The following is a 13,065-nucleotide window of genomic DNA, read 5'->3' as shown; positions in this document are numbered from 1 at the left end:
CATGATCGAGAGACTCTTCGCTTCTATCCTGCCGTCCATTGAGCACTTCCATCTGCTCGGCTACTGGCTGGCCTTCTTTACCGCCTTGCTCGAAACGGCATTCGTGGTGGGTCTCCTCCTGCCCGGTTCGACTCTCTTGCTCATGCTTGGCGCCCTGTCGGCCAGCGGCCATCTCGATTTCGTCGACCTGCTGTGGTTTGCGGTCGCCGGCGCCGTCCTTGGCGATAATTTCAATTACTGGTTGGGCCAACGCTACGGCAACAGGTGGGTGCGTGACGGCGTGTGGTTCCTGACGCCAGATCATTTCGGTAAGGCACGCAGCTTCTTCGATCGGCATGGCGCAAAGAGCGTCTTTCTGGCGCGCTTCATCCCGAGCGTCAAGGAAATCGCACCCTTCGTGGCCGGCACTGTCGGCATGCCGCGCTATACGTTCATGCTCTGGAATATCCTGGGTGCGATCGGCTGGGGCCTGCAGTGGGTCGGTGGTGGCTACCTGTTCGGGCAGTCGCTCAATCTGGCGCAGGCGTGGATGTCACGCGCGGGGATGGCGCTGGTCGTCGTGTTGCTGGTCTGGGTGCTGCTGTGGCTCTTGCAGCGCTTCGTCGTGCGCCATGGGGGCGCGGTGCTGCAGGTGGCGGTTTCGCTCGGACGCTCGATCAAGGCTGGCCTGGGTCGTAATCGCTATCTGCGCCGAATGGCGCGCCGCCATCCAGACGGCGTCCGCTTTCTCGCCGAGCGTGTCGATCGCGCCCATTTCAAAGGCCTGCCACTGACGCTTCTGATGCTGGCATTCGCCTTTGCCCTGGCCTTGTTCGCGGGCGTTGTCGAGGATGTCGTCACCTCCGACCCGATCGTTGCGCTCGACCATGCCGCCGCCCAGCTGATCGCCGCGTTTCGCACGCCAGCAGTCGTTTCCCCGGCGCTGTGGATTACCAGCCTCGGCGAGCCAGCGGTCGTCGGAGCACTGCTCGCGGTCGCGTGCCTGGTGCTCTGGCTGGCGAACCTGAACTACGCGATTGCGGGCTTGCTGCTCTCCAGCCTTGGCGCAACGGCGTTCAGCGCGCTGGCCAAACTGGCCTTTCGGCGGCCTCGGCCGGTCGAGGCCCTGTTGCTCGAATCGTCCTGGTCCTTCCCGAGCGGGCACGCCACCGCAGCCGTTGCGCTCTACGGTTTCCTGGGCTATCTCTTGATCCGTTCGAGCGCCACATGGAAGACGCAGGTCAAGCTATTCTTTGCCACCGGCGTCCTGATCGTCCTGCTCGGCCTGAGCCGCATCGTGCTCGGCGTGCACTATCTGAGCGATGTCTGGGCGGGCTACCTGATCGGAACCCTGTGGCTGATTGTCGGCATCAGCCTGAGTGAGTTTCTGACTGCCAGCGGCCGAATCAGCTGGCATGCGCCGAGTGAGGAGCGGCGAAGGACAGCGGCTCGTGCTCTGGCCGCTGTTGCCGCTATCGGGTGCCTCGCTTATGCGTCTAGCCGCCGGCTGCCGGCGCCTGCGCACGCGACCGAGTTGAGCGTTGAGCTCGATCGCCCGGTCGCTGAGCTGTTGCGCACGCAGATGCTTGCCAGCACGCTCACCCTGCTTGGCCGGCCCGAACAACCGCTGAGCTTTGCCATCGTCGAGGCGAACGCCGACGCCTTGTCCGCTCGCCTGCGTCAGTCGGGATGGCTGGCCGCCGATAAAGCCGATGCGCAGAACATGCTGCGCCTTGCCCGGCAAGGCCTGGATTACGCCACGGCACCGCTCGCACCGGCTTTCTGGAACGACCAGATGAACGACCTGGCATTCGAACGACCGCTTCAAGAGGCCGAGAAAAAAGTGGTGGCGACGGTTCGCATCTGGACGACGCCCTATCGGGTTGGCCAGGATCGTCTATTCGTCGGGGTGGTGCGCGAGTACGATGGCACCCGCTGGGGCGTGTTGCACACGATTTCTCCTGACGTGGATGCGGCGGCTGAAGGCTTCGTCGAGTCGCTCAAGCGCCCGGGACAGCCCGTCGACGCTTGTCGGCGACCGTTGCTCGCGCCGATGATCGGCAGCTACCTGATGGGCGGCCATTTCTTCACCCGCGGGCAGCTGTGGCTGCTTGACCCGGGCGACCGGGGCGACCTTTCACGGCTGTGTGGCGAGCAAGAGCCAGGACCATGAAAAACCAGTCCTTCACGAAGAAACTGCGCAATGCTTTCGCCGGCATCGGCTTCGCGTGGACGGAGGAACGAAATTTCCGCGTCCACGTGGCGCTCGGCCTCGTCACCCTGCTCGCCTTCGCTGTGCTTCAACCCACCGCCCTGTGGTGGGCGCTCATCGTACTGTGCGTCGCGCTCGTACTCGCCGCAGAGCTGCTGAACTCGGCCGTTGAGGCGCTCGCCGACCACCTCCATCCCGAATTGCACCCGGTCGTCGGCAAGGTGAAGGACATGCTCGCCGGCATGGTCGTGGTGATCAGTTTCGCTGCGGCAGTCGTGGCGATGCTCGCCCTGTACGCCACCGTGGCTGCGTGATCTCTGCGGCGCGCGTGTGGGTGGACTGGCCGCGCTCGCTTCCCGGTGGCGGCTGAAATTCGCCGGGCCCATGCCCGAGCGTCCGTCGTCGCCACCCGCGGCGCCCATGCCCCACACACCGTCATTGCGAGGAGGCGAAGCCGACGCGGCAATCCAGAGGTTTTGCGCTTCGCGCGGTCGATGCGGCGGGATAGCAAGAGGATGGAACTGGATTGACGCGTCGGCTGCGCCTCCTCGCAATGACGAGCGGGCTGGCGTGTTGCCGCCTTCCCGACGAGGCTTTCAGCAAGCCCGACAGCCGCGCGCAACCCCCGTGGTGGCTGGGATGTCTATGTTCCACCCTGCGTGCAACACTACACTAGTGTGGCGGCTGGTCCAGATAGTAGACGCTGTAATCGCCGTCGCGGAAGTAGCCCCGGTAAGCCGGCGTCGGCCATTCCGCTTGCTCGTCGCCGCTGCTCGGGCTGGCTAGCGCGCGGCGGCCCCTGTCGCTGATCAACAGATAAAGCGGATAGTGCAGGGCGGCCAGTGGCTCTCCCTGATTGACGAATTGTGGTCGAAAGTCGCCAGCGACATTGACGTGATAGACGATCGCCAGGCTGTCCTTGCCGATGCCGTACAGTACCAGCGGCGCGGGTTTGTCGCGCCGCAGCGTCTCGACGGCTTCGACAAAGGGGCGCGCCGAGTGGAGCTGCAATTCTGCAGGTTCGCGCAGAGTGACATTGGTCAGCCAGAAAGCAAGGGCGGCGACGGCGACGATGATCTTGTCGCGTCGAGCCGGCGCCTGCGTCTGGCGCAGGGCAAGCAAAGACACGAACTGAGCGCTGGCCAGTAGACCCAGGAGCAGGCCCGCGTTGATGTCTACGCTCAGCTGGTGCTTGCGCGCATAGTGCTGCGCAAAAAGAAGCAGCGCGATGAGCAGTGTTGGCAGCACCAGCAGCAGTTTCTGCAGCAACTGGTAGGTGACCAACAGCAGCCTGTTGCTCTGATCGATGAACACGTAAGCCGCCAGTGCGGCCATTGCCGGCACGGCCGGCAACAGGTAGCGCGCCTTCTTGGTTTCCGGAATCGACAAGCCGATCAATATCAAGAGCAGCCATGCAGCCATCAATGCGGCCATGCGCAAGGCGGGATCCCACGCCGAGGTGGACGCTTTTCGCAGCCAGGGGAATTGCAGATACGGACGTGAAGTGGTGAGCACGCTCACCGTGACCAGCAACGCCACCGGGAAGCTGAGCGCGAAGTTGGCCAGGCTGTTGACCAGGTAGTAGTAGTGCGGCAAGGCGTCGTCGTTGCCACTCAAGCGTCCGCTCACCTGCATTCGGATGACATCGTTGACGAAGCTTTCGCCGCCCTCGATTCTGGCGAGAGCGAGCAGCGCGAACCAGCAGGCGATCAACAGCGCCAATGCTGGCAGGCCGACCTTGAATACGGCACGCCATTGATTGGTCAGCGCGTAATAGCTGCAAACAACCCCGACCGGAATGACGATGCCCATTGGGCCGCGAAGCGAAAACCCGACCAGCAGCAGGGCCAGAATCCAGGGCATGGGGCGCGCCGACCCGCCCCCCCGATGGCCGTCGCGATAGACCACCACGAAGCATGCCAGGGTGACTGTCGCCAGCATCTGGTCCAGTGAAATCGAGCGTGCTTCGGCCAGAAAGGTGGCGGTCAGGAGCGAAAAGCACACGCCGATGAAAGCCCACTGGCGCGAGACGTGGCTCAGCAGGCGATAGGTCAGCGCCAGATTCAGTGCGCTGGCGATCGCCGTCGGAAGCACCGCCGTGATTTTGTTCACTTCGCCGAAGGGCAAGGCGCCCAGCCAGATCAGCAGTGTCGAGGTGGCCGGGTAGTCGGGATAAGGCTCGCCGTAGGTTCTGGGAAAGATCGACACGCCCAGGCGCAGCATTTCCTTGGCGAAAACGGCGAAGCGCGTTTCGAAGCCGACGAACTCCTGACCCCACAAGCCAAAGGTGAACAGCAGCAAGCCAATGGCGGCAACGACCGTCGTTTCCCGTCGCAGAGCGTGGTTCGTCCGCTTCAGTTCGGGCGCCGCGGGCGCCGGTGCTGACGGCCCAGGTCGAGGTCCTGCTGCGGGTGTGCTCATGGGATGTCCCGGCGAGCCTGTCGGGCCAGGCTCGCCTTGCTCAGGTTTGTCAGGAGGTTTGGCGGGGTGGATGCGCCGATCGTCGGTGGTGGTCTGCGGGCACTGACCGTCCCGGATCTTATACGCCTTCGATCGCCGGCTGTGGCCTTGGTCGGGAGCCCCCGCGGTGCTGGATGAAGTTCCGACCTGCGGGTCGCCGAGAGCGCCACGGACTGTCGATTACATCGCGCCCTAAGTTCCATCTAATTCGCGCTCGATAGGCTGAGCATTTCGTGACACGCGCTGGATCGCAGCGCAGGTCTTCGTCGCCATTTTTTCGTCTGGCCATACTGCAGGACACCCCGATGCCGATTAGCAGAGAAATCCGGATTCGCCTGGCGCTGCTTGTCGGCGTCGTCTTGCTCGGAGCGCTGGCCACGCTTGCCTATCTGCTGTTCGCTGCGCCAACGCGGGTGCAACTCGTTGAACCCGCTGCCGACGCCTCCCGCATTTCCTTCTTCGCGCTTGGCGACCAGGGCTCGGGCGGGCTCAAGCAGTGGGAGATTGCTCGCGGCATGGAAAAGGTCGCGGAGCGTGCCGGCGCCCCCGACTTCGTTGCCTTGCTGGGAGACAATTTCTACAGTCATGGCATTCGTTCAACGCGAGACAAGCGGTGGAACTGGAAGTTTGAAAACGTCTATATCGGGAACAAGCTGGTCAACATCCCGTTCTACGCCGTTCTCGGAAATCACGATGTCGAGGGAAACGCCGAAGCACAAATCCAGTACTCCAGAAAGCACGCCGGGTCTGGCCGCTGGCAGATGCCGGGCCACTCCTACAGCAAGGATTTCGGCATGGACAGGGGGCATCCCTTGCTGCGCGTCGTCTTTATCGATACCAACGACCCGACACGGGAAAAAATGGCGAAGCAGGCGCGTTTCATGGAGGAGGCCTTTTCGCCCTCGGCGCAGCAGCCGACATGGCGAATCGTCGTAGGGCATCACCCGTTTCGCAACTTCGGCAAACACGGCGAAGCACCGGAGCTGGTGTCTGCGTTGTTGCCCGTGCTGCAGAAACTGCACGTCGACCTGTACCTGGCGGGCCATGATCACGACCAGCAGCTCATCGTGCGGGATGGCGAACCGGTCTATGTCATTTCTGGAGGCGGGGGCCAGAGCCTCTATGACGTCGCAAGGGAACAACCGGGCCTGCTGTTCAGTCGGTCGCAACATGGTTTCGCGAAAATCGTCGTCGATTCTTCGAGGATGCTTGTCGACTTTTACGATGGCCATGCGCGGATGGCCGTCGAGTATGCTGTTGAGCGAAGCTGTACGAAGTCCGCTTCCGCCTGTTTGCAAGCCACGGTGGCGTCCAGAAGCAACGGCCACTGAGAACCCGCGAGACGCTGCCCGTGACCCTGTTGGCAAGGCACCGCAGCTGGCTCGACCGGCGCCTGCCAACCCGGGTGGCAAGGCTGGGCGTTTTCTACGGCCGGCGCATCGCCGGCGCCATGGCGGGCAGTGCGTTCGGCTCAGGGCTTGTGGCCCATCGCCGCTTCCACGCCGGCGGTATTGTCGAGCAGACTCCGGGTGGCCATTTGCAGAAAGGCTTCCAGCTTTGCTTTCAGCTCCGGAGCCAGATCCAGCGGGATGCGTTCGGCTTTCGGATCGGCCCCCAGCTGATAGCTGTAAAGGCGCGGCTCGAAGCCCTTGGGCTCGATCAGAATGCGTTCGGGGGTGACCAGGGCGACGGTCTGATCGCCGCCCGAGGGCTTGATCACGCCGATCCCGAGGTCGCCCTCGGGCAGATTGAGCAGATCGCGTCCCCAGCACTGGTGCCGTACCGTGCCGCCGAGGCGGCCCATGATGGTCGGCACGACGTCGACCTGCGTGCCGACATGGTGATTGCGGCTGCCGAAGCTGTCCTGGACTCCCGGAGCAATCAGCAAGAGCGGCACATTGAAGCGGAAGAGGTCCATTTCGGTCAGTTGCTGGTCGCTGCCGAAGCCATGGTCGCCGACCACGACGAACAGGGTGTGCTTGTAATACGCCGACTTGCGTGCTTTCGCGAAGAACTCGCCGAGTGCCCAGTCGGCATAGCGCATGGCCGTCAGGTGTTCGCCGAAAATGCCGCGATCGGCCACCCGCTCGATCGGAAGGACCTTCGGCAGCGCGTACGGGGTGTGGTTGGACAGGGTCTGCAGCAGGGCATAGAAGGGCTTGTCGGCAGGCAGCTTGTCGAGTTCGGCGGCGGCGCGGTCGAACATGTCCTGATCCGAAACTCCCCAGGTCGGGTCCATGTACACCGGGTCAACGAAATCCTCGCGGCCGATGAAGCGGGTCATTCCCTGGTTGCTGAAGAAGCCCGACTGGTTGTCCCACTGGAAGTTGCCGTTGTACACGTAGAGGTTGTCGTAGCCGCGCGCACTGAGCAGCTGCGGCAGGCCGGAGAACTTGTGCGCGCCTTCGGGGGTGCGCATCAGGTACTCGAAAGCGGGCAGGTTCGGGAAGCAGGCCATCGTCGCGAACATGCCCTGGTGGGTGTGCGTGCCATTGGAGAAGAAGCGGTCGAAAAGCAGGCCCTCCTTGGCCAGTGCGTCGAAGTGCGGGGTGATGTCGCCCGTGCCGCCCAGTGCGCCGACGAAACGCCCGGCGAAGCTTTCCATCAGGATGACCACGACGTTGCGAATCGGCAGGGTACGGTCGGAGGGCGGAGTGAAGTCACGGCGGATTGCCGCGCTGTCGGCGTCGACCAGGCGGTCGTGCGGCGTGAGCAGCAGCTGGCGTACGATGTCCAGGGCCTGTTCATCGGGCATGGTCGATTGCCAGGCATTGCTGCGCTGCGAGGACATGCTGGCCTCGGCCGCGGAGAGCAGCGTCAGCGAACCGTTGAGGCCCAGCTGATTGGCGAACATCGAATTGGTGGTGTAGGCGTCTCCCCAGCGCAGAGGCGGCCCCTGCCGCAAGTGGCCGCGGGCGGCGACCACGGCAAGCAGTGCGCAGAGAAGGAACAGGCCGCTCCGCCAGTACCAGGTCGGCGCGGCGTACGCCGGCTGCGGCGGCGATTCTTCGTGCCGCGCCGGGATCGCCGGCCGGCTGAGCCGGTCAAGGCTCTTGAACAGTCTGGCCAGCAGCCAGGTGACCACCGCCCAGGCCAGCAGGTAGCGGCCAACCGGGAAGCCGTTCCACAACATGCTCCCCACCGTGGCCAGGTCTTCCTCGAAATACTGGAACATCAGGCCGTTCAGGCGCTGGTGGAATTCGCGGTAGAAATCGAGCTCGGTAATGCCGAGCAAGAGGGTGAAGCTGGCGAAGGCGGTCAGCCATCCACGCAGCAGACCGCGGGCGGCCATGGCGCGGACGCTGAGCAGTGCCAGGAGCAGCGGCGTCAGCGCATAGACCACCAGGCGCACATCGAAACGCAGGCCATTGTAGAAAGCCTCGATGAACGTCGCGCTTGGAGTGTCGCCAATCAATTCGCGGTTGTAGACGAGCAAGGCGATGCGCAACAGGGTGTACAGCGTGAGCAGCGCGGCGCCGCCGAGAAGGGTGAAGGCCAGGTGACTCTTCAGTGTCGGCTGGGCGATGCGGCGGGGAAGCGGCGCGTTGCGCGGTGCGAGGGTGGCGGTCATGGTTGCTCGGAATGTCAGGCTGTCAGACTGTCAGAATCAGGTGGGGCGGCGGTCGAGTTTCAGGATGCGCTTGCGGCCCTGTTCGGCGAGCAGGTAACTGCCGGCAGCGAGCGGGATGAGGGTTTGCGCGGAACGCAGGTGGGTTAGGATGACCTGTAGCTTGCCGCCCGTGTCGAGCAGCAGCACGCGTGCCAGGTGCGTGGCGTCCTCGGTGATCCACAGGCCATCGCTCGTGCATTGTACAAAGCCGGGTGCGTTGAGGCCATCGGCGACGATGATGTCCGGGCCCTTGGCCTGCCATTGCTTGACCCAGCCCTTGCGCTTCTCGGTATAGAACAGCCGACCGTCGGCGCACAGGCTGACGCCCTCGCCATCGTCCAGCCCTTCACGGAGCACGGTCAGGTCGCCACTGTCGGGGTTGAAGCGCAACAGGCGGCCCGGCCGCGCATCCTCGATCGCGTAGAGCACCTGGCCATCGGTGGCAATGCCCTCGACGCTGTTGCCCTCGAAGAGCGTTTCGGTCTGGCCGTTGCGCAGCCAGAGCACCGGCAGCTTGCCGCCTTCCTGGCCGGTCACCAGGCCGCCGCGGAAGATCACCTGGCCGTCCGGTTTGGAGAGGCCGGCGAGAATCTCGGTCAGGCTGCCGTCAGCGGTCAGCTTGAGAATCTTGCCCTTGCCGCTGGACAACTCCTGGCTGATGTAGAGGTCGCCCCTGCCGTCGAGTGCCAGCGCGCTGACCATGGGGATCTGGTCGCGATAGACCTGCACCTCCCAGCCGGCCGCGGCCGTCGCCGGGTAGAACTGGCGCCACTCGGAGTAGCTCAGGTAGAGCGTCAGGGCGGCGCCGAAGACGACGAGGGCGCTGCGCCAGTAGGGTTTCAATGACCAGGACATGATTTCGTGTTTCCCTTGTATTCAGCATCGGGCACCGCGTCGGCGATCGCCAGGCCATCGTTGCCGGCAGATCTTCCGGCGCAGCCCGCGCCAATGGCGGGGCGCAAAAACGACGGCCGCTGCTTTCCCATTGAAATTTCTCCTTATGGCCGTCGCTCGTTCAAAGCACGCAGGAATTCGCGCAGGCGTGAAGATAGCGACTCAGGATTAGGCCAAGCTTAGGGGCGAGGTCCTTGCTGTCGACCTGGCGTGTGAACAGGATTCGTGCGCAATTCCTGGACTGCGGATAAGATCTGCATTCACTGCCACCCGAGTTTCCCAATGTCCGCTATCCTCCGCGCTCGATCCGACGTCCCGGCCGGAGCGGCGCGCCTCGCTTTTGCTCCTTGTGCGGGAAGATCAGCCGGTCAGTGCAACTCGCGCGAGTGGCGCATTCATCCAGGTCCGTGATCCGCGCATGTCTCTGCCGCCCTACCTCGACCCGTCGCCAGGGCCAAGCGCCAGCCCGAAAACGGCAAAGGCGGTGTTTTTCGACCCGGCCAACAAGCGCTGGCCGCGTCTCCGCCTGGGCATGGCGCTGATCGGCGTCGCGCTTACGCTGCTGATGGGCGGACTCGTACTCAGTATTCTGGCCGCACCGGTGCTGCCGGCACTGCATCTACCGAATGTCAGTTTCCTGCCGCACGGCGCGCACGCCGTTCCCGACGTCCCGGATCTGGCGCCCGAACGACCGGCGAGCCGCCGCGAACGGGTCCTGCGCAACGACCAGCTCAAACTTGCCCGCGAGCGTGAGCGCAGTCTGCGCCACCTGCTGCAGCCGCCGCGGGCGAGTGGCGCCGGCCTGGACAGCCAACCGTTGGCCATTGCCTTCTTTGTCAACTGGGACGATGCCAGCATGAGCTCGCTGAAGGAGAACCTCGGCAGCCTGGATACGGTGATCGCCGAGTGGGTGCACCTGGCGAGCGAAGACGGCACGCTGCGCGAGAACGATCCGCTGCGCACCGCGCACGTCACCGAATACATTCGCGCGCGCCGACCCGACCTGTCGCTGGTGCCGCTGGTCAACAACTGGAACGGCCACCAGTGGGAAGGCGAAAAGCTGGGACGCATGCTCGCCGACCCGGCTGCGCGCAAGCGGACGATCGAGCAGATTCTTGCCTTTGTCGAAGCTCATCGCTATGCCGGCATCAGCATCGACTTCGAGAACATTGCCGCCAGGGCGCAACCCGACTTCCAGCGCTTCATGGCCGAGCTGTATGCGGTGATGCATCCGAGGAAGCTGCTGGTGTCGGTCAACGTACCGGCTGCCGACGCCGCTTTCGACTACCGCAGACTGGTGCGCAACGCCGACTACCTGATCGTGATGGCCTACGACGAGCACTGGGCTGACGGCAGGCACGGCCCGATCGCCAGCCTGCCGTGGTTCGCGCGCGTCCTGCACGCCAGGCAGCGTGACATTCCGGCCGACAAGATGATCGTCGCCATCGGCAACTACGCCTACGATTGGGGCCGCCCCGGGCAGCCGGCCGAGGAACGTACTTTCGAGGAAGCGGTACTCATCGCCAAGGAGTCGGAGGCCAAGCTGCAGCTCGACCCCGTCTCGCTCAACCCGACCTTCGCCTACGCTGACGATGACGACCGCCGCCATCATGTCTGGCTGCTCGATGCCGTGACGGCATTCAACCAGCTGGTCACCCTGCGCTCGCTGCACCCGCGTGGAGTGGCCTTGTGGCGACTGGGCAGCGAAGACCCGGCGCTGTGGCAGATCTTCGGCCGGAAAGGTCCGCTCGATGCCGCGCGCGCCGAGCAACTCGCCGAAATCCGTTTTGCCTACGGCGTCGACTACGAAGGCAAGGGCGAGGTTCTCGACGTTACGGCGCAGCCGCAGGTCGGCCGGCGGATCATCAGCTTCGACGCGCAGCGCGGCCTGATCTCCGGCGAGCGCTTCACCGCTTTCCCGTCGCCGTACGTCATCACCCGCCACGGCAGCGCCGAGCGCAAGGTCGTGCTCACCTTCGACGATGGACCCGACCCGAGATTCACGCCGCTGATCCTGGACGCGCTGCGTGACGCCGGAGTGCCGGCGACCTTCTTCATCATTGGCGCCAACGGCCAGAACCATCCGGAATTGCTGCGCCGCGCGGTCAATGAAGGGCACGAGATCGGCAACCACACCTTCACCCATCCCAACATTTCAAGCATCTCGCCAAAGCAGCTGGAGCTCGAACTCTCGGCGACGCAACACCTGCTGGCCAGCGAGGTCGGCCGCCACTCGCTGCTCTTTCGCTCGCCCTACGCCGTCGACGCCGAACCGGAAACCATCGACCAGGTGCGCCCGGTCGAACTCGCCGCGCGGCAGGGCTACGTCAACGTCGGCATGCAGATCGACCCGGACGACTGGAAGCGTCCCGGTGCCGCCGAGATCGTCAAGCGCGTCGTCGAGGCGGCGGAGCGCGGTGACGGCAACGTCGTGTTGCTGCACGACTCGGGCGGTGACCGCACGCAGACCGTGGCGGCGATTCCGGGAATTGCCGACGCGCTGCACAGGCGCGGTTTCGAATTCGTCACCATTGCGCAACTCCTCGGCCGTAGCCGCGACGCCATCATGCCGCCAGTGCTCCCCGAAGATCAGTTGCGCAGCCGCTTCGACGGAGCCGCGTTCGCGGTCATCAACTGGGCCGGCGCGGCAATCGACTGGCTGTTCGTTCTCGGCATCGCGCTCGGCATCGCGCGCCTGCTGTTCGTTGGCGGGCTGGCCATCTACCAGCGCTGCAGCGAGCGCCATCGCGTCTTTGATCCGGCCTATGCGCCATCGGTCGCGGTCGTCGTGCCGGCGTTCAACGAAGAGAAGGTAATCGTCCAGACGATTGCCTCGCTGCTCGCCTGCGACTCGCCGGGGCCCCTCGAGATCATTGTCGTCGACGATGGCTCGAGTGACGCGACCTATCGTGTGGCCAGCGAAGCCTTCGCCAACGACCCGCGCGTGCGCGTTTTCAGCCAGGCGAACGCTGGCAAGCCGGCCGCACTCAACTTCGGCTTCGCGCAAACGCGCGCCGAAATCGTCGTCGCCCTCGACGCCGACACGGTGTTTACCAGGGAGACGATCAGCAAGCTCGTTCGCCACTTCAGCGACCCGCAGGTCGGTGCCGTTGCCGGCAACACCAAGGTCGGCAATCGCGTCAATTTGCTCACTCGCTGGCAGGCACTCGAGTACATCACCAGCCAGAATCTCGATCGCCGCGCCTTCGCCGTCCTCAACTGCATCACCGTCGTTCCCGGCGCCGTCGGCGCCTGGCGTCGCGAACTCGTCGACCGTGCCGGCGGCTTCAGGCACGACACCCTGGCCGAAGACGCCGACCTCACCCTGGCCATTCGCAAGCTCGGCAAGCGCATCGCCTATGACGAAGAAGCGATTGCCCTGACCGAAGCGCCGGATACCGTGCGCGGTTTCATCGGCCAGCGCTACCGCTGGATGTACGGCACCATGCAGGCCGCCTGGAAACATCGCGATGTCGTCTTCCGTCCGCGTTACGGCGCGCTGGGCTTTGTCGCGCTGCCCAACGTGATCATTTTCCAGGTGCTCTTTCCGCTGATCTCGCCGATCATGGACCTGCTGCTGATCGGCTCGCTGGGGTCGGCCGCCTTCAATCACTGGCATCACCCGGAGGCGTATTCCCCCGACAACCTGTGGCGCGTCCTTTTCTACTACGCGCTCTTCGTCAGCGTGGACTACCTGGCCGCCATCCTCGCCTTCGTCCTCGAACGTAAGGAAAGCTGGGGCTTGTTGATCTGGCTGTTCTGGCAGCGCTTCTTTTATCGCCAGCTGATGTACTACGTGGCCATCAAGAGCACCCTGACCTCGCTGAAAGGCGTCCTCGTCGGCTGGGGCAAGCTGGAGCGCAAGGCAACCGTGCATGCAGGGGCTTGATGGCATGGGTCGGGTGCCCGG

Annotated in this window: 7 protein-coding genes; 4 read left to right on the top strand and 3 right to left on the bottom strand. The window is 64.3% G+C overall.

Features of this window, described 5'->3' with window-relative positions:
* Position 1 precedes the first annotated feature (1 nt).
* Together QZ634_RS10005 and QZ634_RS10000 are read left to right on the top strand one after the other, a co-directional pair.
* Positions 2-2,152 (top strand): bifunctional DedA family/phosphatase PAP2 family protein, encoded by a 2,151-nt coding sequence (locus QZ634_RS10005; RefSeq protein WP_291987749.1) that lies wholly within the window; start codon positions 2-4, stop codon positions 2,150-2,152.
* Positions 2,149-2,505: a diacylglycerol kinase gene (locus QZ634_RS10000; RefSeq protein ID WP_291987747.1), complete on the top strand. Its 357-nt coding sequence runs from the start codon at positions 2,149-2,151 to the stop codon at positions 2,503-2,505. The genes QZ634_RS10005 and QZ634_RS10000 overlap by 4 nt, the downstream gene beginning before the upstream one ends.
* Positions 2,506-2,863: 358 nt before the next feature.
* Here the strand turns inward: QZ634_RS10000 and QZ634_RS09995 are convergent, their stop codons facing one another.
* Complete coding sequence (locus QZ634_RS09995; protein ID WP_291987745.1) at positions 2,864-4,612, bottom strand: glycosyltransferase; 1,749 nt, start codon at positions 4,610-4,612, stop codon at positions 2,864-2,866.
* Positions 4,613-4,956: 344 nt separating this feature from the next.
* Between QZ634_RS09995 and QZ634_RS09990 the strand changes: the two genes are divergently transcribed.
* Positions 4,957-5,982 carry a metallophosphoesterase gene (locus tag QZ634_RS09990; RefSeq protein ID WP_291987743.1) on the top strand — a complete coding sequence of 342 codons (1,026 nt, stop codon included), beginning with the start codon at positions 4,957-4,959 and terminating at the stop codon, positions 5,980-5,982.
* A gap of 140 nt (positions 5,983-6,122) precedes the next feature.
* Here the strand turns inward: QZ634_RS09990 and QZ634_RS09985 are convergent, their stop codons facing one another.
* Both QZ634_RS09985 and QZ634_RS09980 read right to left on the bottom strand, forming a co-directional pair.
* The gene (locus tag QZ634_RS09985; protein WP_291987741.1) at positions 6,123-8,222 is read right to left on the bottom strand and encodes an LTA synthase family protein; all 2,100 of its coding nucleotides are present in this window, start codon (positions 8,220-8,222) and stop codon (positions 6,123-6,125) included.
* Between the two features lie 36 nt (positions 8,223-8,258).
* Positions 8,259-9,116, bottom strand: coding sequence for a hypothetical protein (locus QZ634_RS09980; protein WP_291987739.1), 858 nt, complete (start codon positions 9,114-9,116; stop codon positions 8,259-8,261).
* Between the two features lie 457 nt (positions 9,117-9,573).
* Between QZ634_RS09980 and QZ634_RS09975 the strand changes: the two genes are divergently transcribed.
* Positions 9,574-13,044 carry a glycosyltransferase gene (locus QZ634_RS09975; protein WP_291987737.1) on the top strand — a complete coding sequence of 1,157 codons (3,471 nt, stop codon included), beginning with the start codon at positions 9,574-9,576 and terminating at the stop codon, positions 13,042-13,044.
* The last annotated feature ends 21 nt before the right edge of the window (positions 13,045-13,065 follow it).

Source organism: Candidatus Accumulibacter sp. ACC007, from assembly GCF_907163205.1.
GTDB lineage: Bacteria > Pseudomonadota > Gammaproteobacteria > Burkholderiales > Rhodocyclaceae > Accumulibacter > Accumulibacter regalis.
The sequence above is the reverse complement of the archived record's forward strand: the minus strand, read 5'-3'. Positions and strand labels throughout refer to the sequence as shown.